This window comes from Pseudorhizobium flavum, from assembly GCF_044142885.1.
Taxonomy (GTDB): domain Bacteria; phylum Pseudomonadota; class Alphaproteobacteria; order Rhizobiales; family Rhizobiaceae; genus Neorhizobium; species Neorhizobium flavum.
On the sequence record NZ_JBIOKZ010000003.1, the window covers coordinates 304,530 to 324,835 of the forward strand.

Annotated in this window: 20 protein-coding genes and 1 riboswitch; of the genes, 10 read left to right on the forward strand and 10 right to left on the reverse strand. The window is 61.9% G+C overall.

Going from position 1 to position 20,306, the window contains the following annotated elements:
• Nucleotides 1-17: 17 nt before the first annotated feature.
• A complete protein-coding gene (locus tag ACEPP2_RS08290) occupies nucleotides 18-932 on the reverse strand; it encodes a polyprenyl synthetase family protein (RefSeq protein ID WP_142586512.1) in 915 nt (304 codons plus the stop codon).
• A gap of 171 nt (nucleotides 933-1,103) precedes the next feature.
• On the opposite strand from ACEPP2_RS08290, the gene mtgA reads away from it, so the two are divergent.
• The 3 genes from mtgA to rpmF all read left to right on the forward strand — a co-directional run bounded on the left by mtgA (nucleotide 1,104) and on the right by rpmF (nucleotide 2,850).
• Nucleotides 1,104-1,802 (forward strand): monofunctional biosynthetic peptidoglycan transglycosylase, encoded by a 699-nt coding sequence (gene mtgA / locus ACEPP2_RS08295; protein WP_395516297.1) that lies wholly within the window; start codon nucleotides 1,104-1,106, stop codon nucleotides 1,800-1,802.
• 69 nt (nucleotides 1,803-1,871) lie between these two features.
• A complete protein-coding gene (locus tag ACEPP2_RS08300) occupies nucleotides 1,872-2,519 on the forward strand; it encodes a glutathione S-transferase family protein (protein ID WP_395516298.1) in 648 nt (215 codons plus the stop codon).
• A 145-nt stretch (nucleotides 2,520-2,664) separates the two neighbouring features.
• Entirely contained in the window at nucleotides 2,665-2,850 is a 186-nt protein-coding gene (gene rpmF, locus ACEPP2_RS08305) for a 50S ribosomal protein L32 (RefSeq protein WP_006724402.1), read from the forward strand.
• Nucleotides 2,851-2,933: 83 nt separating this feature from the next.
• On the opposite strand, the gene phaR is transcribed toward rpmF, so the two are convergent.
• Nucleotides 2,934-3,509, reverse strand: a complete 576-nt coding sequence (gene phaR / locus ACEPP2_RS08310; protein WP_142586509.1) for a polyhydroxyalkanoate synthesis repressor PhaR — start codon at nucleotides 3,507-3,509, stop codon at nucleotides 2,934-2,936.
• A 238-nt stretch (nucleotides 3,510-3,747) separates the two neighbouring features.
• Here phaR and ACEPP2_RS08315 point away from each other — a divergent pair, with 238 nt between their 5' ends.
• Together ACEPP2_RS08315 and phbB are read left to right on the forward strand one after the other, a co-directional pair.
• Nucleotides 3,748-4,929 (forward strand): acetyl-CoA C-acetyltransferase, encoded by a 1,182-nt coding sequence (locus ACEPP2_RS08315; RefSeq protein ID WP_395516299.1) that lies wholly within the window; start codon nucleotides 3,748-3,750, stop codon nucleotides 4,927-4,929.
• Nucleotides 4,930-5,024: 95 nt separating this feature from the next.
• Complete coding sequence (gene phbB, locus ACEPP2_RS08320; RefSeq protein ID WP_395516300.1) at nucleotides 5,025-5,750, forward strand: acetoacetyl-CoA reductase; 726 nt, start codon at nucleotides 5,025-5,027, stop codon at nucleotides 5,748-5,750.
• Between the two features lie 72 nt (nucleotides 5,751-5,822).
• On the opposite strand, the gene ACEPP2_RS08325 is transcribed toward phbB, so the two are convergent.
• Together ACEPP2_RS08325 and ACEPP2_RS08330 are read right to left on the reverse strand one after the other, a co-directional pair.
• Nucleotides 5,823-6,080 carry a YMGG-like glycine zipper-containing protein gene (locus tag ACEPP2_RS08325; RefSeq protein ID WP_172972469.1) on the reverse strand — a complete coding sequence of 86 codons (258 nt, stop codon included), beginning with the start codon at nucleotides 6,078-6,080 and terminating at the stop codon, nucleotides 5,823-5,825.
• Between the two features lie 28 nt (nucleotides 6,081-6,108).
• Nucleotides 6,109-6,264 carry a DUF3309 family protein gene (locus ACEPP2_RS08330; protein WP_065814554.1) on the reverse strand — a complete coding sequence of 52 codons (156 nt, stop codon included), beginning with the start codon at nucleotides 6,262-6,264 and terminating at the stop codon, nucleotides 6,109-6,111.
• A 329-nt stretch (nucleotides 6,265-6,593) separates the two neighbouring features.
• Between ACEPP2_RS08330 and ACEPP2_RS08335 the strand changes: the two genes are divergently transcribed.
• From ACEPP2_RS08335 to ACEPP2_RS08355, 5 genes are all read left to right on the forward strand, one after another.
• Complete coding sequence (locus tag ACEPP2_RS08335; RefSeq protein WP_395516434.1) at nucleotides 6,594-9,590, forward strand: helicase-related protein; 2,997 nt, start codon at nucleotides 6,594-6,596, stop codon at nucleotides 9,588-9,590.
• Between the two features lie 6 nt (nucleotides 9,591-9,596).
• Nucleotides 9,597-9,941, forward strand: a complete 345-nt coding sequence (locus ACEPP2_RS08340; RefSeq protein WP_395516301.1) for an RNA-binding S4 domain-containing protein — start codon at nucleotides 9,597-9,599, stop codon at nucleotides 9,939-9,941.
• 239 nt (nucleotides 9,942-10,180) lie between these two features.
• Nucleotides 10,181-10,519 (forward strand): ferredoxin FdxA, encoded by a 339-nt coding sequence (gene fdxA / locus ACEPP2_RS08345; protein WP_077549259.1) that lies wholly within the window; start codon nucleotides 10,181-10,183, stop codon nucleotides 10,517-10,519.
• A 356-nt stretch (nucleotides 10,520-10,875) separates the two neighbouring features.
• Nucleotides 10,876-11,445, forward strand: coding sequence for a CarD family transcriptional regulator (locus tag ACEPP2_RS08350; RefSeq protein WP_077549260.1), 570 nt, complete (start codon nucleotides 10,876-10,878; stop codon nucleotides 11,443-11,445).
• A 293-nt stretch (nucleotides 11,446-11,738) separates the two neighbouring features.
• Nucleotides 11,739-12,599, forward strand: a complete 861-nt coding sequence (locus tag ACEPP2_RS08355) for an RNA polymerase factor sigma-32 (RefSeq protein WP_077549261.1) — start codon at nucleotides 11,739-11,741, stop codon at nucleotides 12,597-12,599.
• Nucleotides 12,600-12,610: 11 nt separating this feature from the next.
• On the opposite strand, the gene ACEPP2_RS08360 is transcribed toward ACEPP2_RS08355, so the two are convergent.
• The 6 genes from ACEPP2_RS08360 to ACEPP2_RS08385 all read right to left on the reverse strand — a co-directional run bounded on the left by ACEPP2_RS08360 (nucleotide 12,611) and on the right by ACEPP2_RS08385 (nucleotide 20,306).
• Complete coding sequence (locus ACEPP2_RS08360; RefSeq protein ID WP_449619204.1) at nucleotides 12,611-14,113, reverse strand: M48 family metalloprotease; 1,503 nt, start codon at nucleotides 14,111-14,113, stop codon at nucleotides 12,611-12,613.
• Between the two features lie 219 nt (nucleotides 14,114-14,332).
• Nucleotides 14,333-15,058 (reverse strand): thiamine ABC transporter ATP-binding protein, encoded by a 726-nt coding sequence (locus tag ACEPP2_RS08365; RefSeq protein WP_077549263.1) that lies wholly within the window; start codon nucleotides 15,056-15,058, stop codon nucleotides 14,333-14,335.
• Entirely contained in the window at nucleotides 15,045-16,676 is a 1,632-nt protein-coding gene (gene thiP, locus ACEPP2_RS08370; RefSeq protein ID WP_395516302.1) for a thiamine/thiamine pyrophosphate ABC transporter permease, read from the reverse strand. The genes ACEPP2_RS08365 and thiP overlap by 14 nt, the downstream gene beginning before the upstream one ends.
• A 6-nt stretch (nucleotides 16,677-16,682) precedes the next feature.
• Nucleotides 16,683-17,651, reverse strand: coding sequence for a thiamine ABC transporter substrate binding subunit (thiB, locus tag ACEPP2_RS08375; RefSeq protein WP_395516436.1), 969 nt, complete (start codon nucleotides 17,649-17,651; stop codon nucleotides 16,683-16,685).
• Nucleotides 17,652-17,721: 70 nt separating this feature from the next.
• Nucleotides 17,722-17,821: riboswitch (TPP riboswitch) on the reverse strand.
• Nucleotides 17,822-17,881: 60 nt separating this feature from the next.
• A complete protein-coding gene (locus ACEPP2_RS08380; protein ID WP_395516303.1) occupies nucleotides 17,882-18,331 on the reverse strand; it encodes a response regulator in 450 nt (149 codons plus the stop codon).
• 151 nt (nucleotides 18,332-18,482) lie between these two features.
• A complete protein-coding gene (locus ACEPP2_RS08385) occupies nucleotides 18,483-20,306 on the reverse strand; it encodes an ABC-F family ATP-binding cassette domain-containing protein (RefSeq protein ID WP_395516304.1) in 1,824 nt (607 codons plus the stop codon).

Here is a 20,306-nt window from a genome sequence, read left to right on the forward strand (position 1 = left end):
TCCCCATTCTCCCGTCCTCAGCTCTTGCGCTCTGCGATGAACCGCGCCGTCTGCTGCAGCGTGGTCGCCCGGGAGCCGAAATAGGCAAGCAGCCCGATAGCCTCCTCCGTCAGGGCCGAGAGGCGTTCCTCGGCCCAATCGGCACCTTTCAAGGCCACGAGCGTTGCCTTGCCCCGGGCAGCGTCCTTGCCGGTTGCCTTGCCCATGGTCGCCGCATCGGCCTTCAGGTCAAGAAGGTCGTCCGCGAGTTGGTAAGCAAGCCCGATCTTCTGCCCGAAGGTCCGGAGGCGCTGGCGATCTTCCATATCCGCGCCGGCGATGATGGCACCCGCTTCGCAGGCAAAGCGCAACAGTGCACCCGTCTTCATGGCCTGCAGGGTCTGTATCTCGGCTTCGTCGGGAGCCGAATTCTCGGCAGCCAGATCAAGTGACTGGCCACCGGCCATGCCGCCCATGCCGGATGCCCGCGACAGAGACAGCACGAGCTGGATCTTCTGTCTGTCGGCAAGCCTCGTTTCCGGCGCGGCTATGATGTCGAAGGCGTAGGTCAGCAGGCTGTCCCCTGCCAGGATCGCGGAGGCTTCGTCGAAGGCCCTGTGGACCGTTGGCCTGCCGCGCCGCGTGTCGTCATTGTCCATCGAGGGCAGGTCGTCGTGGATCAGCGAGTAGCAATGCACGCATTCCAGCGCACAGCCTACCCGCGCCGCGACCTGTGGGTCGCCTCCAAGAAGCGCCGAGCTCTCCTGCACGAGGAATGGCCGCAGCCGCTTGCCGCCATCCAGGGTGCCATGCCGCATCGCCGCCAGCAGCGGCGCTGGGCGCGAGATCTCGTCAGGCAGGCAGTTGCCGGAGAGCAGGGAGGCGAGAAGGGCCTCCGTCCGCTTGGCACTCTCGCCCAGATGCTGTTCAAACGAAACGGTCGATATTGTCATTTCGGTTGTTTGGCACGGGTCATGACGGACTTCAACTTCGGCTTTGGCACCGCAAACGCCAATCGGTCAATTTGCTGGTCTTTGACCGCACCAAACGTTAAGAAGCGGCCGAATGAAGAGGTGAAATCAGCTGTGAGATCCGAGCAACAGGCAGGAGAGGGAGGCGAAGGCTTGCATCGTAGCAGAGAGCTCTCGCTCGCTCGTTTTCTACGCCGACTTGTCCTGATCGGACTGGTGGCATTGGCGGTCCCCTACGTGCTCATTCTTGCCTATGCGTCGCCGGTCGTGCATCCCGTGTCCACGCTCATGCTGGCGGATCTCGTGACCCTGAAGGGCTACGATCGCAGGTGGGTCAGCCTGGATGACATTTCGCCCAATCTCGTCCGCTCGGTGATGATGTCGGAGGACGGGCAGTTCTGCCGCCATGGCGGTGTCGACTGGGGAGAGATGAAGGCGGTCGTGCAGGGGGCGCTCGAAGGCGAGACAACCCGCGGTGCGAGCACCATCCCCATGCAAACCGTCAAGAACCTGTTCTTGTGGAATGGCCGCTCCTTCGTTCGCAAGGCCCTGGAGATGCCGCTGGCGATCGCCGCCGACTTTGTCTGGTCGAAGCCGAGGACGATGGAGATCTACCTCAATGTCGCCGAATGGGGCCCGGGCATCTACGGAGCGGAGGCTGCCGCACAACACCATTTCGGCGTGCCGGCCGGCGAGCTGACGCGCGGGCAGGCTGCACTGCTCGCGGCAGCACTCCCCAACCCGATCACCCGAGTTGCCGGCAAGCCGGGCCCCGGCATGCGGCGCATCGCGGGGGTCGTGGAGCGGAGGGCGCGGAATGCAGGCGATTACATCACCTGCATTTATGAATGAGGTTCAGGCTTTTCATTGGTCGCGGCTGCTGATGGCCGCTAGGCTTTGTGAGCCGCACGGAGGACCCCCATGGAAGAGCTTACCCTTTATATCGGAAACAAGAACTATTCCTCCTGGTCGTTTCGGCCATGGATCGCCCTGACGGCGGCCGGTGTCCCCTTCAGGGAGCATCTGATCCCGTTCGACTTCCCTGCCGGAAACCCTCTGTTTCGCGACATTTCGCCAACGGGACGCGTTCCGGTCCTTCATCATGGACCGCTGCGGATATGGGAGTCGCTCGCCATCATAGAGTATGCGGCCGAGCTGTTTCCGGACCGGGCTCTGTGGCCGGCCCGGCGCGATGACCGGGCCGTGGCGCGATCGATCTCGGCAGAGATGCTCTCGGGCTTCAGGGCGCTGCGCGGCGCCTGCCCGATGAACATCCGCCGCGAGAAACGAAGAATTTCTCTTCCCGACGGCGTCATGGTGGATGTCGAACGGATCTCGGCGATCTGGAAGGAATGCTGCGAGAAGTCGGGCGGGCCCTATCTTTTCGGGCCGTTTTCGGCAGCGGACGCGATGTTTGCACCGGTGGTCAATCGTTTCGACGTCTATGACCTGGTGCGAGACGCGGAGGTGCTGGCCTACATGGAGGCGGTGAAGTCTCATCCTGCCTGGATCCGATGGTGCGAAGGCGCCCTAGAGGAGACCTGGATCGTTCCGGAAGACGAAGCTTGAGACGCTTGACGGAAATTTTGCGACAGGGACTGGTCAAGCTGGCGATCAGCATGTATAAGCCGGCCCAATTTCCGAGATTGAGGGATGTCCAGTTCGGCTAGAGTTCCGGCCGACGACATGCCTTGCACGAAGTGGAGTAGCGAGAATGGCTGTACCGAAGAGAAAAACAAGCCCGTCGAAACGCGGTATGCGCCGTTCGGCCGACGCGCTGAAGGCCTCGACCTATGTCGAAGACAAGAATTCCGGCGAGCTTCGCCGCCCGCATCACATCGACCTCAAGACCGGCATGTATCGCGGTCGCCAGGTTCTGACGCCGAAGGAAAGCGCATAAGCGTTTTCTTCCCGATCTATTCGTAAAAGAGGCCGGTCAATCCGGCCTTTTTTCGTTGCGCGAAAGATGCGTTTTTCGCAGGATCAGAGCTTGTCCAGTCTGCTCTGCAGGTTCCGAAGTTGCTCCTTCAGTTCCTCCAGATCCTTAGATTCGGATTTTTTGGAAGCGCTCCCTGCCGCATCGCTGCCGAAGGGCGAGAACATCTGCATCGCCTGGCGGAACATCTCCGTATTCCGCCGAACCTGCTCTTCCATCAGTTGCATTGGTGCCTGGAGGTTCTTGGTAAGCGGGCTTTCCCCCAAGGCACGCGTCATCTGTTCGCGCATCTGCGCCTGCTGATCGGTGAAGGCCTGCATCGAGTGCTCGAGGAATGTCGGTACGACCATCTGCATCTGGTCGCCATAGTAGGAGATCAACTGGCGCAGGAAGGAGATCGGCAAAAGGGTATTGCCCGTCTTGGACTCCTGCTCGAAGATGATCTGGGTCAGCACCGAGTGGGTGATATCCTCTCCCGTCTTGGCGTCCTGGACGGTGAACTCCTCGCCCTTCTTGACCATCTTCGCGAGGTCTTCCAGCGTCACGTAGGTGCTGGTGCCGGTATTGTAGAGACGCCGGTTGGCGTATTTCTTGATGACGGTGTCGCCTTCGGTCTTGGCCATTCTCATCTCCTCGCTCCGTCCAAGCTCCTGCCGGAAGAGCTCTCCCCGGGCAAATGTAAGCCCAAACGAAGCAGCCTGACAACGTGTTTTTGTGCGCCGCGGGGAGGCGGTTTGCTGCGCAAAAACAAGCTGTCAAACGTCAACTCTTCATCCGATCAAAGTTGCAGGTAAGCCTGTTTGACTTCGTATCGAAGCTTTGTCACTGTTTCAGCAAAATGGAAATGACGAGGAGACGTCCGTGACCAACCCTTCCATCGTAATCGCCTCGGCTGCCCGCACCGCCGTTGGCTCGTTCAACGGCGCGTTCGCAAACGTGCCGGCGCATGAACTGGGAGCCGCCGTGATCAAGGGCGCTCTCGATCGCGCCAAGGTCGATGCCGCCGAAGTGGACGAAGTCATTCTCGGTCAGGTTCTGCCTGCAGGTGAGGGCCAGAACCCTGCACGCCAGGCTGCGATGAAGGCAGGCGTCCCCCAGGAGGCGACCGCCTGGGGCGTCAACCAGCTCTGCGGCTCAGGTCTTCGCGCCGTCGCGCTCGGCATGCAGCAGATCGCTCTCGGAGATGCCAGGATCGTCGTCGCCGGTGGGCAGGAATCCATGTCGATGGCGCCGCACTGCGCCCATCTGCGCAACGGCGTGAAGATGGGCGACATGAAGATGATCGACACGATGATCAAGGACGGCCTGACCGACGCCTTCTATGGCTATCACATGGGGATCACGGCCGAGAACGTCGCCCGTCAGTGGCAGTTGTCGCGCGACGAGCAGGACCAGTTCGCCGTCCAGTCGCAGAACAAGGCGGAAGCCGCCCAGGCTGCCGGACGGTTCAAGGATGAGATCGTTCCCTTCGTGGTTAAGGGGCGCAAGGGCGATGTTACGGTCGATACCGACGAGTACATCCGCGCCGGAGCAACCCTCGACAACATGGCGAAGCTTCGCCCGGCCTTCGACAAGGAGGGTACGGTGACCGCCGGCAATGCCTCTGGTATCAATGATGGTGCCGCCGCTGCCGTCCTGATGACGGAAGAGGAGGCGAGCCGCAGAGGTATCCAGCCGCTCGTGCGGATCGTCTCCTGGGCGACGGCCGGCGTCGATCCGCAGATCATGGGGACGGGACCCATTCCATCCTCGAGGAGAGCGCTGGAGAAGGCAGGGTGGAAGCCGCAGGACCTGGACCTGGTTGAGGCGAACGAGGCTTTCGCTGCCCAGGCTTGCGCCGTCAACAAGGAACTCGGTTGGGATACGGCAATCGTCAATGTCAACGGCGGCGCCATCGCGATCGGTCATCCGATCGGCGCCTCGGGTGCGCGCATTCTCAATACGCTTGTCTTCGAGATGAAGCGGCGTGGCGTCCGCAAGGGCCTGGCCACGCTCTGCATCGGGGGCGGCATGGGTGTTGCCATGTGCCTGGAGGCGATGTGACGGGCGACGGCTGCCGCAACCGACGCGGCGGCCGGTCTGACTAATTCTGCGCGGGCTCGCGAGGGCTGCTTGAAGGTGCAACGGAGGAGAGCTGCATGAGTAAAGTTGCATTGGTTACGGGGGGAACGCGCGGGATAGGAGCAGCCATATCGGTCGCGCTTGCCGCCGCCGGATTTCGCGTTGCCGCCAGTTTTGCGGGAAACGAGGAGAAGGCGAAGGCCTTCGGCGAAGAGACTGGTATCCCCGCCTTCAAATGGGACGTGTCCAACTATCAGGAATGTGCGGACGGTGTCGCCCGCATCGAGGCTGAGATCGGTCCGGTCGAAGTCCTCGTCAACAATGCTGGGATTACGCGCGACGGGATGTTCCACAAAATGACGCCCGAGCAGTGGAACGAGGTCATCGGCACGAACCTCACCGGCTTGTTCAACATGACCCATCAGGTCTGGGGCGGCATGCGTGATCGCGGGTTCGGACGCATCATTAACATCTCGTCGATCAACGGCCAGAAGGGACAGATGGGTCAGGTCAACTACTCCGCCGCGAAGGCAGGCGATCTCGGCTTCACGAAGGCGCTCGCGCAGGAAGGGGCTGCCAAGAACATCACCGTCAACGCCATCTGCCCAGGCTATATCGGCACTGACATGGTGAAAGCAGTACCGGAAAAGGTCCTGAACGAGCGGATCATCCCGCAGATTCCGGTTGGCCGACTGGGCGAACCGGAGGAAATCGCCCGTTGCGTGGTCTTCCTCGCGTCAGACGACGCAGGTTTCATTACGGGATCGACCATGACCGTGAATGGGGGGCAATACTTCGCCTGATACCCGCCTGGCAGGCAAAACGAAAAGCGGCGCCGGGTAACCGACGCCGCTTTTTTTTCCAGAAGGTGCCAGTTAGCGGCAGCGTGCTTCGTAGGTCCGGCCGTAGCGATCCCGATAGACGCAGTAGCCCGAGCGCTCTTGGGATGCGCCCACCAGCGCGCCGACCGCGCCGCCTGCGACCGCGCCGACCGCTGCGCCACCCCAGCTGTTCGTTGCAAGGCCGCCGACAACAGCGCCCGTACCGGCACCGATGGCCGTGCCGCGTTCCGTGGACGTGCAGGATGCGAGAGAGCCGATGAGGGCGGCGGCGAGCAAGATCTTCTTCATGATTTTTCCTTCCCGATTTGACGACGCTTTACTAGATCCTGCCCATGAGCAGGAGGATTATGACGATGACCAGGATGAGCCCGAGACCTCCTGACGGTCCGTAGCCCCAGCCGCGGCTGTAACCCCAATTCGGCAAAGCGCCAATCAGGAGCAGTATCAGGATTACCAGCAACACCGTACCGAGCATGCTATTCTCCGATCCAACATTCAGGATGCGGGAACAAACGCATCTTCTACCGTTTTGTTCCGAGGCATCAATGGGCGGGAAAGCAATTTGTTCCAGACCGGCGCGAGGAACGCACACGCGGCCATAAGCAGCGTGAGAACATAACAGCATCCGAGCGAGTCAGCGATTCGTCGCCAATTTGTTCCGCTTTGTTCATGACGACCTTGCAAAACAGCGGGACAGGCACGCTGGCGTCTTGCCATGCCGGCTCGCGATTGCCATGTCTGGGGCGCTGGTGACGCGTGCTCCGGCACTCACCATGTACGGATACGGATTTGAATTTCCATCCCATGATCCTCAGCGGCCGCGGTGTTACCGCCGTCCTCGGCCCCACCAATACCGGCAAGACCCACTATGCGATCGAACGGATGGTGGCCCACGGCAGCGGCGTGATCGGTCTGCCACTGAGACTTCTCGCCCGCGAAGTCTACACACGCGTGGTGGAGAAGGTGGGGACGAACGCTGTCGCCCTGGTGACCGGCGAGGAAAAGATCAGCCCGCCGAATGCCCGGTTTTCTGTCTGTACCGTCGAAGCGATGCCGCGGGAAACAAACGCTGCATTCGTCGCGATCGATGAGGTGCAGCTGGCTGCGGATCTCGAGCGCGGGCACATCTTCACCGATCGCATCCTGCATCTGCGAGGTCGCGAGGAGACGCTGCTTCTCGGCGCCGGCACGATGCGGCCGATCCTGGAACGCATCCTGCCCGGCATCACGATCGTCGAGCGCCCACGGATGTCGCAACTTTTCTATGCGGGCCAGAAAAAGATCACCCGGCTCCCGCAGCGATCGGCCATCGTGGCGTTCTCGGCCGACGAGGTTTACGCGATTGCCGAACTGATACGCCGTCAGCGGGGTGGCGCCGCGGTCGTTCTCGGGGCGCTCAGCCCGCGCACCCGCAACGCCCAGGTCGGGCTCTACCAGGAAGGTGATGTCGAATATCTGGTGGCGACCGATGCCATCGGCATGGGCCTCAATCTGGATGTCGATCATGTTGCCTTCGCCCAGGACCGCAAGTTCGACGGTTTTCAGTTCAGGCATCTCACGCCCGGTGAGATGGGCCAGATAGCCGGCCGAGCCGGCCGCCATCTCCGTGATGGCACGTTCGGCGTGACAGGTCAGGTCCCGCCGCTCGACGACGAGCTTGTCGAGCGGATCGAGAGCCATGAGTTCCAGGAGGTCAAAGTCCTGCAGTGGCGGTCGAAGGCGCTCGACTTTTCGTCGCTCCGGGATCTGCGTGAAAGCCTGGAAGTGGCTCCCACTGTTCCTGGCCTCACCCGCGCCCTGCCCGCCACCGACAGCCGGGCTCTGGAGCACCTCTGCCGCTATCCCGAGATCCTGGATATCTCCACGACGCCGGCGCGGGTCGAAAAGCTCTGGGAGGCTTGCGCGCTCCCGGACTACCGTCGAATTGCGCCGGCGCAGCATGCGGACCTCATTTCGACTCTTTTCTTCGATCTTGTGCGTCGCGGAACCGTGAATGAGGAATTCATGGCCGAGCAGGTGAAGCGCGCTGACCGCACGGATGGTGAAATCGATACCTTGTCGGCGCGGATCGCGCAGATCCGCACGTGGACTTACGTGTCGAACCGGCCGGGCTGGCTGACTGATCCGACACACTGGCAAGAAAAGACCAGGGAAATTGAGGACAGGCTGTCGGACGCGCTACATGAACGGTTGACGAAACGCTTTGTTGACCGCAGGACATCTGTGCTCATGAGGCGCCTGAGAGAGAATGCGATGCTGGAAGCAGAAATCAGTGTGAATGGCGATGTCTTCGTAGAGGGACATCACGTCGGGCAGTTGGCTGGATTCCGGTTTACGCCGGTATCGGGTGCTGAAGGTCCCGATGCGAGGGCTGTCCAGGCGGCGGCACAGAAGGCTCTGGCGCTCGAGTTCGAGGCGCGGGCGGCACGCCTTTTCGCGTCCGGCAATAGCGATCTTGCGATCGGCTCGGATGGCTTCGTCCGCTGGCTGGGTGATCCGGTTGCGCGCCTTGCGGCGAGCGATCATGTGATGCGGCCGCGCGTCATCCTGCTTTCCGATGAGCAACTGACCGGCAATGCACGCGATCATGTCCTCGCTCGAATCGAGCGGTTCGTGAACCATCATATCGCGACTGTGCTTAAGCCACTCGATGATCTCTCCCGTGCCGAAGACCTTCAGGGCCTTGCCAAGGGACTTGCGTTCCAGCTGGTCGAAAACCTCGGCGTCATGTTCCGCCGTGATGTCGCGGACGACGTGAAGTCGCTCGACCAGGACGCCCGCGCTTCCATGCGCCGCTACGGCATCCGCTTCGGCGCGTATCATATCTTCATGCCGGCGCTCCTGAAGCCAGCCCCGGCAGAACTCATTACCCTGCTCTGGGCGCTCAAGAACGACGGCTTGGACAAGCCGGGCTACGGCGAACTCATTCCGGCACTGGCTGCCGGCCGGACATCCGTTGTTGCCGATCCTGGCTTCGAGCGCACCTTCTACAAGCTCGCCGGCTTTCGCTTCCTCGGCAAGCGTGCCGTGCGCGTGGACATTCTGGAGCGTCTGGCGGACCTCATACGTCCGCTCCTGCAGTGGAAGCCCGGCACATCACCCCGTCCGGAGGGCGCGTATGACGGGCGCCGCTTCATGACGACAACATCGATGCTCTCCATCCTGGGAGCAACCCCTGATGACATGGAGGAAATCCTAAAGGGTCTCGGCTATCGCGCCGATACCGTGACTGCAGAAGAGGCGGCATCGTTCCTGGCGGCACAGGATCCCGCTCCGGCATCGGAAGCTACGGCAGAGGCGCAGGCGGAAACTGCTGAAAAGACCGAGGATGCTGCCGATGAAAGCGCGTCTCCCGGTAATGAACCAGTCACTGAAGCGCCCGTCGAAGGTGCAGTGGCGGAGCCTGAAGCCGCCGCTGCCGAAGCTAACGAAGGCGAAGCGGCTGCTGCAGCCGAGCCCGAGGCTCCGAAGCCTGTACTGCTATGGCGTCCAGCGGGACGCAACGAGAACCAGCGTCCAGGCCGCCCGCAACAGGGAGAGCGTCGTCACGGCCGCGATGAGCAGCGTGGCGAGGGCCGCGGACAGGGTGAGCGGGAGGCCAAGGGGCCGGGACGCTCCAATCGTCGTCCGGACGGCAAGCCTGGCCGTGGTAACCGCCCTGAGCGGGGTGAGCGCCCCGACCGCGGCAAAGGGCCGCAGCCCGCGCGGTTTGAGGCGAAGCCGCCGCGCAAGGAGAAGCCGGTGGATCCGGATTCACCCTTCGCCAAGCTGGCCGCGCTGAAGGAACAGATGAAGAAGTAGGCTGCCATGGACGAAGAAGGTCCTCGGGAAGGTTCGCGCCAGCGCATCGACAAGTGGCTCTTCTTCACGCGCATGGTGAAGTCGCGCTCGTTCGCCCAATCGCTGATCGCCGCAGGCGCAGTGACCTTGAACGGCGAAACGGTTGTCCAGCCTGGCTGCCTCGTTCGTCCCGGAGACAGGGTCGGGCTTGCAATGGAGCGGCGCGACGTCCTGCTGCTCGTGCGCGACGGCGGCGATCGTCGCGGGCCGTTCGCGGAGGCGCGGCTCCTCTATTCCGACATTTCCGAGACCCTCGGCCCACAGAGGCCGCTGACGCCTTTCGAGCGCGCCCAGAGGCGTCCTCGACCGTGAGTATCGGGCGTATCGGCATTGCGCGAGCGGCCGCACACCAGGGAGAATAATGCTCCTCCCTGATCCGTTTCCGGAGAAGGTTTATCCTTGCTAAGCGTCGGGAAAGGTCTTACCTCACAGACCGACGCGCAGGGGTTGCGCCGGGGTGGCCGCAAAGGCCGCGATGGCCTCTCGTCTGTGCCGGCGAGCGGCCAATCTCCCGAGGCCGAGCCCGCCAGATCGCAATTCTGGAGTGCTGCATGACCTACGTGGTGACTGACAACTGTGTTCGCTGCAAATATACCGATTGCGTGGAGGTTTGCCCCGTCGACTGTTTCTATGAGGGCGAGAACTTCCTCGTCATTCATCCGGACGAATGCATCGATTGCGGAGTCTGCGAACCTGAATGCCCGGCTGAGGCCATCAAGCCCGATACCGAGCCTGGTCTCGACAAGTGGCTGAAGGTGAATGCCGAATACGCCCAGATCTGGCCGAACATCACGGTGAAGCGCGAGCCGATGCCAGAGGCCAAGGAAATGGATGGAGTTGCTGGCAAGTTCGACCAGTATTTCTCGCCGGAGCCTGGAAAGGGCGACTGAAGCTGGTGCCGCGCAGTCGGTGTGCCTGTCATTTGGGCAGCTAGGTCAGCGTGCCGCCACGGCGCGCATAAAAGCAAATAATTGATTTCCGCACTTTTTTGTGGTAGACAGGGATCACTGTTCCACGAGCGGCACAAGCGTGCCCAAAAAACATCACGAAAGTTACAGATCATCCGACGCGGTTTCCGTGACATTCCCATAATGTGTTTGTCGTCGTTTATCGCAGTGGAGGTTCTTTTCGCGCACGTTGGTCGGACCAGTATCGAGTGACCCGACGGTTTCCCCCGTCTCATCCGGGCCTGCCTGACCCGGCCCCGGTCGTACACCGGGTGCGTAACAGGGAGTTTGTGAAACGTATGACGACCCAGCAGAAAAAATCTTCGGCACGCCAGGGCTTCAAGACCGGTGAAGCGATCGTTTACCCGGCACATGGCGTAGGTATGATTACCGCCATCGAAGAGCAGGAAGTGGCGGGCATGAAGCTCGAGCTTTTCGTGATCGATTTCGAGAAGGACAAGATGCGGCTCAAGGTGCCAGTGGCTAAGGCCGTCAGCATCGGCATGCGCAAGCTCTCCGAGACTGACTTTGTCGAGCGGGCGCTCAAGGTGGTCCAGGGCAAGGCCCGCGTAAAGCGCACCATGTGGTCGCGTCGCGCCCAGGAGTATGACGCAAAGATCAACTCCGGAGACCTGATCTCCATCGCGGAGGTCGTGCGTGACCTTTACCGCGCGGAGAACCAGCCGGAACAATCCTATTCGGAGCGCCAGCTCTATGAAGCTGCCCTCGATCGGATGGCGCGGGAGATTGCAGCGGTCAACAAGATGTCCGACACAGAAGCGGTCCGTCTGGTCGAGGTAAACCTCGCCAAGGGCCCGAAGCGGGGCAAGGTCGTCGAGGAAGAAGAGTCCCAGGACGAAGCCGCATAAGCTTCGGCTGCATCGTAACTACAAGAAACCCGGCCTTTGCGCCGGGTTTTTTTTATTGGAACTTTTTTTCGCGCAGGACGTTAACCCGCCGGAACGGCGACAACTGTCGCGCCTGCAAGACGCTTCAAGAACCGCTCCTACAAAGAGGAAATAGGGGCCAGCCGCGAGATGGCAAGGCCTCTTGGGAACGAAGAGGGGACGAGGAAGGCGGAGTGGGTAATTCGTGGCGGCGGCCGCGGCACCATCTGACTGTCATTCTTGTCGAAGCCAGCCAACGTCACGGAGAAGACACGATGAAAGCCATGTCTGCGGACCGCAATATGATCAAGATTGCAATGTCAGCTCCCTATCTGGCCAGAGACGAGGAGCGCAATCTCGCGGTCCGGTGGAAGGATGACCAGGACCAGGATGCTCGCAATCAGATTGCCCTTGCCCATATGCGGCTCGTCATCGCCATGGCTTCCAAATTCCGCGGCTTCGGCCTGCCGATGAGTGATCTCGTTCAGGAAGGTTATGTCGGGCTTCTGGAGGCGGCAGCCCGCTTCGAACCGGCTCGCGATGTCCGGTTCTCTACCTATGCCAGCTGGTGGATTCGCGCCTCGATGCAGGACTATATCCTTCGCAACTGGTCAATCGTCCGCGGCGGCACGAGCTCTGCCCAGAAGGCGCTGTTCTTCAACCTCCGCCGACTGCGTGCGAAGCTCGCACGGGGCGACAGCAACCTTACATCGCGGGCTATCCATGAGGAAATTGCTGTTGCGCTCGGCGTAAGCGTCGCAGACGTTCAGACTATGGACGCCCGCCTATCCGGCAACGACGCCTCACTGCAGGCCCCCTCCATAGCCGGCGATGCGGATAGCGGCGAGCGGCTGGACATGCTCGCAAGCGGCGAGCCCCTTCCCGATGAACAAGTCTCCGGCATGATTGACGGGGAGCGGCGCATGCGTTGGCTACACGGAGCTCTCACCAAGCTGAATGACCGCGAGAAGAAGATCATCCGGGCTCGCCGTTTGACGGACGAGGGAGCGACGCTTGAGGCGCTTGGTGCTGAACTCGGCATTTCCAAGGAACGAGTGCGCCAAATCGAAAGCCGCGCCATGGAAAAGCTGAAGTCGGCGTTGGTCTCCGCGAACCCCCAGATGGCAGCTTGCTAAGCTGCCCGCGGTCATTCCGAGACGATTTTGAATCGCTGACCCGGCGAGACTGCAGCGCCAGCCGGGAGTGCGTTGAGCACCCGGAAGAGGTCCAGCTTCCGGTCTGTTCCCATCATTCGCGCCGCCAGAGTCGCAAGCGTATCCTGCGGGCCTGCGGTTACCACCCTCACACGCAATGGTTTGAGGAACGCGACTTCCTGTGGCGTCATCTTCCTGAAGCTTGACTTCAGCACGGTGGAAACCGTTTCCAGTGCCGGGCTGCCCTTCGGAACAGCGGTGAGGAATCGAAAGATCTGGTCGTCGATCCGGATGACGGTGACGTCGAAATCCCAACGCTCCGCCGAGGCGCGGGCGGTGGCTGCCGGAAGACCGTTGACGCTGGTCATCCGAACCGTTTCCGGCTTGAGACCCGCGACCCAGCCGCTGGTGAGGTAGTTGGTCAGGCTGGTCGTGTCACCGGCATCGACGCCATCGAAACGGATTGCGGTCTCGCCGGGGCCCGTTGCAAGGACGGCATCCACCTTGTTGTCTATCTGGAAATCCTTCGGCACCTCAAAGCGTATGCCGAGGCTCCCGTGCAGGAATGTCTGTCCGCGAACGAAGCCCTCTTCCGGGCTGTCACCGAAGAGAAGCCCGTCGATGCCCGCCAGATAGTAGTCCCGGCCGCGGTCGCCGACGGTGCCTTCCATGCCTTGTGCGCGAGCGTGACGACGGGCGAGGTCGACCCGCTGGGGCGCATTCGGGTGGCTCGACAGGAAGTCCAGGCTCTGATCGCTGTCCGGATCGACCGAAGAGAAGCGCGCATAGGCCGCCATGGAGTCGAGGAACCGGGGTGCAGCATAAGGGTCATAGCCCGCTTCCCCCAGCATCCGGACACCGATGACATCGGCTTGCAATTCCTGCTGCCGCGAAAAGGCCGCGAGGCGAAGTTTCCCGCGTGCCAGCGCCTGCTTGCCGGCCAAGTCGCTGGACAGGACTTCCGCCACCACGCGGCTGGCAATTACCTCCGCTTCCTCACGCTTCTGACGCTCGATTCCGTGATTGGCGGTGACATGGGCCATTTCGTGAGAAAGAACGGCCGCCACTTCCGAGGCGTCATTGGCGAGTGCGAGCAGTCCGCGCGTCACGTAAAGATAGCCGCCCGGGAGGGCGAAAGCATTGATCGCCGGTGAGTTCAGGATGGTGATGCGATAGGACTGCGAGGGGTTTTCCGAGACGGCAGTCAACGCTCCGGCAATGCGGGCGACCAGCTTCTCGGTCTTGGCATCGTGATATTCTCCGCCATAGCTCGCGACGATCCTTGGATGTTCCCGCGCCCCCATCTGCGCCCGCGGGTCGTTCTTCTGGACCTCGTCGACAATCTGCGGGTTCTCCGAGGGGGCGACATTCGGCTGGTAAGCCTGGTCAAGAATCGACTGGCAGCCGGAGAGCGCTGTAGCCCCTGCGAGCAGAAGAGCGAGATGCCTCGCCGCACGCGCAGTACCGGCTCGGCGGGGCGTCGCCCCTTCACGCATCATCGTCAGCAATCTCGGCTTCGTCATTATCCAGACCCGCTTCCCGATCATCCGTCGGGTATGCCCCACCGTAAACAAGGCCGGCCGTTCCTGTCGTCGGCTTAGCGATTTTCCCTCAGCCAATATAGTGCTTCTTGTTCAGATCGCCTGTGGCGGCCAAAGCAGAAAGACGCTGTTGCTGCGATGCCACCGTGCCACGACCAAATTGTGGCACAGGCGTCAGCTGGCGAGGAATTGAACGACGGCGGGGATGTCGCTTCGCCGGAGGAATTCTTCCACTGGAGCGCTCACGAGAACAATTCCTTCGTTCATGAAGATCACATGGGTCGCTAGGCGTCGCAGTTCGTCCCGGTCGTGCGTCACCAGGATGACCGTGCTTTTCGTTTCTCGGTGCAGTTCCGATAAAAGGCCTGCCATGCTCTGCCGCAGCCCCGGATCAAGCGCCGCAAAGGGTTCATCCATCAAAAGGACCGGTTTCTGGCGAACGAGAGTGCGAGCGAAGGCCACGCGTTGCTGCTCGCCTCCGGAAAGCGTCCGTGGCAACCGGCGCTCCATCCCGCCGAGCCCGACTCGATCAAGTGCGGAGAGGACGGCCTGTCTCTCCCCTACGGTCAGTCTGCGAAGGGACGGATTGATCCCGAGCGCCACGTTGGTAAAGACGTCAAGGTGCCCGAAGAGATTGTTGTTCTGGAAGATCAGCGAAACGGGTCGTTCCGATGGATGCTGCAACGTCAGATCCTGACCGTTAAAGAGGACGCGACCGCTGTCGGGGACCTCAAAGCCCGCGACCAAGTTCAGGAGGGTGGACTTGCCTGCACCGGACGGTCCGGCAACCGCTGTGATCGCTCCGGGCGGAATGTCGCAGTCCAGGTGGAAGCGTGTGCTTCCCAGGGTCAAATCGACGCGGTCCAGGCGGATTTCCGGCGCATCGTCATCGATGGGCATGATGTGTTCCGTTCATTCGCCGGCCCGACGTGCCGATCATCGTCAGCAGAAGGCATGCCGCGGCAAGCAGAATCGCCAAGCCATCGGCATCCTGCGTACGATAGCTGGAAAGGCTGCTGTAGAGGAGCCAGGGCAGGGTTACGAAGTCGTTGGAAGCAAAGAGCGCGACAGCTCCCAGATCTCCAAGGGAGAGCGACATCGCAAACGAAAAAGCGAGGAGCGTCGGCCGCGTCAGAACCGGTCGGTCGATGCGCCAGAAGCGGGTCCAGCCGCCGATCCCCAGACTTGCTGCCAGTCGTACGGAACTGTCGCGGTGCTCCTTCATCGCCGGCTCCAACACCCTGATGACGAAGGGGATTGCCATCAGCGCGTTGATCGCAACAACAATCCACCCGACCAATAGCGATGCCGAGCCCGAAAGCCTCAGAAGCAGGAACCAGCCCGTCCCAAGCACGACCGGGGGGACAAGGAGAACGAGGAAGGAGGCGGCATCCAGGGTGGAAGAAAAGCCGCGCAAGAGGACGCCGGCATTCTTCCGGTCGGCAATCGCCAGGCGCGCATCGATGAGCCTGACCGATGCCATCACCGCCAGCAGGCCTGAGGACAGCGCGATCAGCATGCTCGTTGCCAGCGCCCGCTGGAAGGCGTCGCTCGCCACGAGGCGCGGGAGGTCTGCCTGGATCCCCGCCCGAAGAACGGCGAGCAGTGGCATCAGGACGAAAGCTGTGGCGACGGCGATGACCAGAGTGTCCCATGCCCGCGCCGCGGCTCCTTTGCCGTCGAAGCGCCGAACGCGGTACCCGCTTTTCCCCGATCGGTCGTCAGTCACAGGCAGCCGGGACAGGATGATCAGGAGCATGGCCGTCAGCCCGATCTGCAGCAGTGACAGTCCAACTGCACGGGCAGGATCAAAATCGAAGCGCAGTGACTGGTAGATCGCAACTTCAAGGGTTGTCGCAGCCGGACCTCCGCCCAGCACCAGGACGAGCGTGAAGCTCGTCGCGCAAAGCATGAAGATCAGGCCGGCGATGCCTGGCAGGACCCGCAAGAGGACCGGCCACTCGATCAGCCGGAAGATGGCGACGGGCTGCATGCCCAGCTGCGCGGCCAGCATCCAGTATTCGCCCGGCAACCTATCGAGCGAGGCCACCATCAGGCGGCATGCGAGAGGCAGGTTGAAGAAGACGTGTGCGAGCAGGATGCCGCCCAGACCGTAGATGCTGACCGGCTCGTCGAGTCCGCCGCGCAGGAGAAGCGAATTGACCAGTCCTTGCCTCCCCCAGATCGTAATGAGGCCAAGGGCAGCGACGAGTGCGGGCAGACCCATTGGCAGCGCCATCAGCCGCAGGATCCAGAGCCTGCCCGGGAGGTGCGGCCGCCGCGCCAGCGCCAATGCGACCGGAATCGCCAGGCCGATAGACAGCAAAGTGGAGAGCCCTGCCTGAAGAAGCGTGAACCGCAGCACGCGCGCCGTGTAGGCTGTCCAAAGTGCCTCGCCGCCAGCGTCTGGCGCCGCGGCAAGGAGGGAATAGGTGGCAAGACCGATGAAGGCAGCGACGCTTGCGAAGGTGACGATACCTCCACCGATTGCAGTTTGCTGCTCCCGTCTCGTCAGCATTGAGCTTTAGCGTCCGCTCATCGCCGCCAGCCACTCATCGATCCAGGCCTGCCGGTTTCTCGCCACGTCCGCAGAGTCCATGAGGAAGGTCTTTTCCGGCTGGACGAGGCGGTCGAACGCTTCCGGCAAGGGCTCGCTCGTCTGAGCGGCCGGCATCATCCAGTTGGTGGTCGGTATGATGTCTTGGAAGGCCGGTGACATCATGAATTCGAGAAACTGGCGCGCCAGGTCCTTGTTCTCCGATGTCCGCAACAGACCTGCGACCTCGATCTGGATATAATGGCCTTCCGAGAAGGGCGCTGCCTGGTAGCGATCAATATCTTCGGCCACCATGTGATAGGCAGGGGAGGTGGTATAGGAGAGAACTATGGGGACCTCTCCCTTGGTGAACAATCCGTAGGCTTCCGACCAACCCGGCGTGACCGTCAGGATGCGTCGACGAAGCTTTGCCCACGCCGCTTCGGCCTCCTCGCCGTAAACCGACTTCATCCACAAAAGCAGGCCAAGGCCTGGGGTGGAGGTTCTCGGATCCTGGATGACGATCTTTTCTGAAGGGTCGCCCTCGACCAGATCCTTCAGGCTGGCCGGCGGCCTGTCGACCGATTGCGTGTCGTATATGATGGCGAAATGTCCGTAGTCATAGGGGATGAAGACGTCGTCTCCGTACCCGCCCGGCACGCTGATGGGACTTGTATCCAGTCCATGCCTTTCGAACAGGCCAGTGGCCTTGGCTTCATAGGCAAGATTGGTGTCGAGACCGAGAACGATGTCAGCTTCGTTATTCTCGCCTTCCAGCTTCAACCGCGAAAGAAGTGCGACGCCATCCGCGACCGCCACGAAGTTGACGCGGCAGGCGCATGATTTCTCGAACTCTTCCTTGACCCTTGGCCCCGGCCCCCACTCGGCGGTGAAGCTCTCATAGGTGTAGACGGTCAGGCTGCGCTCCTGAGCCATGGTCGGCGTCGAAGCGGTCATCGCCGCGATGATAAGCGAAAGTGCCGAGAGCCGCATCAATGCCTCCTCTTTGGCAGAAAGGACGAGGGGCTGATGGACGCCGTCTAATCCCTCCGCCGGTGTTAACCGGATCAGGTTCTGCGGGTTGGCGAAAGCCTCTCAGCCACGAAGTGGCACCCCGTTAGATCGGTCAGAGATGTAGCGATCGATCCGGCGCTTGGCAAGCGCCGTCCATGGTTGCTCAATGAGCGTCAGTGGGCGCTTTGAAGGACGCGAAGCTCGCGCGGGAGCTCGGCATAACCTCCCGTTCGGCCTGCAAGGATATAGCCGATCGTCTGCTCGATCACATGCGGCATTACCGGCTTCGTCAGCACCCCGAGCGGTCCATGGCTGCCGGCTTCGATCTCTTCAGGATTGGCAGTCATGAAGATGACGGCAACGCCATATTTCTCGGCAAGCTCGCGGCCTATTGACGGTCCAGTCTTGCCGTCAGCCAGATTGACATCGACAAGGGCAATGTCTGCAGACTGGGCGAGTGCGAGAGCGGGGTTGCGGCCATTGGCGAGGCCGGCGACCTTCAAGCCCATGGCTTCGACCGTATCGGCCACGTCCAAGGCGATGAGAAACTCGTCTTCCACGATCAGGACGCGATGTTCCTCAGAGACCGGGGTCTGCCAACCACTCGTTACACTTGTCAGCATCGGATGCTCCTGATGGTTCGGTGCCGCTTCGTACCGATCCCGGCCGTGCCGCATCGATACTGCCACCCGAACGACCACCTGCCGTCATTGTTCCGCATTGTGACAGGTTGACGGGTTTCGAGTGGGTTTCATGGATAACAGATGGTTAACGTCAGCCCTCCAACTCCTCGCGCAGCATTTCAAGCTTGAACCATTCCTCCTCCATCTCTGCGAGCCGCTTGCGTAGCGCCTCCAGTTCAGAAGCCAGCGCGGTGAAGGCTGCCGGATCTTTCGTGAAAAGGTCGGGATCCGCCATTCGCTTCTCCCGGGCGGCAACCTCGGCCTCGGCCTTGGCGATGTCCTTCGGAAGGTTCTCCAGCGCGAACTTCTGCTTGAAGGACAGCTTGCCGCGGTTTTTCGGCACCTCAGCGGCCGGCGCCGAAGTCTCCGTCCTCTCCCTTGCCTGGCGTTCGGAACGCCGCCGTTCCTCCTGGACGCCGCGGCGTTGTGCCAGCATGTCGGAGTACCCGCCTGCATATTCGATCCAGCGCCCGTCCGGCGCTTCCGGATCCGCGGGTGCTATGGTCGAGGTGACCGTCCGGTCGAGGAAGTCGCGGTCGTGGCTGACCAGAATGACAGTGCCGTTGTAGCCGGCGACGATCTCCTGCAGCAGATCCAGTGTCTCGATGTCGAGATCGTTGGTCGGCTCATCGAGGATCAGCAGGTTGGACGGCCTCGCCATGATGCGTGCCAGGATCAGCCGCGCCCTCTCGCCGCCGGAAAGGTTCTTGATCGGCGTGCGGATCTGCTCGGGCTGGAACAGGAAATCCTTCATGTAGCCCGCGACGTGACGCTGCTCGCCATTGACGAGAAGCGTTTCGCCGCGTCCGTCGGTGAGGTAGTGGGAAAGCGTGTCGTCGGGATCGAGGTCCTCTCGCTTCTGGTCCAGCGTGGCGATTTCGAGATTTGTCCCGAGCCGCACCGTGCCCGAATCTGGATCGAGCTGCCCCGTCAGCATCTTCAACAGCGTCGTCTTTCCGGCACCGTTGGGTCCCACAAGGCCTATCCTGTCGCCCCGGTGTACGCGGATGGAGAAGGGCGCGACGATAAGCCGGTCTCCATAACTCTTGGTGATCGCTTCTGCCTCGATCACCAGCTTTCCGGATTCCCGACCTTCCGATGCCGCCGCCTGGACTGACCCTTGCGGACCTTTGTGACCGCGATAGGCGGCGCGCATCGTCTGCAGTTCCCCCAGCCGGCGCATGTTGCGCTTGCGCCGGGCCGTCACGCCGTAGCGCAGCCAGTGCTCCTCGCGCTCGATCGCCTTGCCCAGCTTGTGCTGCTCCAGTTCCTCTGCCGCTAGGACCTCGTCGCGCCAGGCCTCGAAATGAGAAAATCCGCGGTCGAGGCGTCGCGACGTGCCGCGATCGAGCCAAACCGTCGCCGTCGATACTTTCTCAAGGAATCGCCGGTCGTGCGAGATGAGGACGAGCGCGCTCCGCGTCTTCCTCAGTTCCTCCTCCAGCCATTCGATCGTTGGCAGGTCGAGATGGTTGGTCGGTTCGTCCAGCATCAGGATGTCCGGTTCCGGCGCCATGACGCGGGCAAGCGCCGCCCGCCGGGCCTCGCCTCCCGACAGCCGGTTCGGATCCTCTTCGCCGCTTAGGCCGAGATGCTCCAGGAGGTAGGTGACGCGATAGGGATCGTCACCTGGACCGAGGCCCGCTTCGGCATAGGCCTGTACCGTCCGGTAATCTCCAAAATCCGGCGCCTGCTCCAGGTATCGTATGGTGGCACCCGGATGTCGGAAGACGTCGCCGGACTGCGGCTCGAACAGACCGGCCGCGATCTTCATCAGGGTTGACTTGCCGGATCCGTTGCGGCCGACCAGGCAGATGCGGTCGCCCGGCTCCACCTGCAGTCCCGCGCCGGCCAGAAGGGGCGTGCCCCCGAAGCTCAGGAAGATGTCGTCGAGTTTGAGGATGGGAGGTGCCAC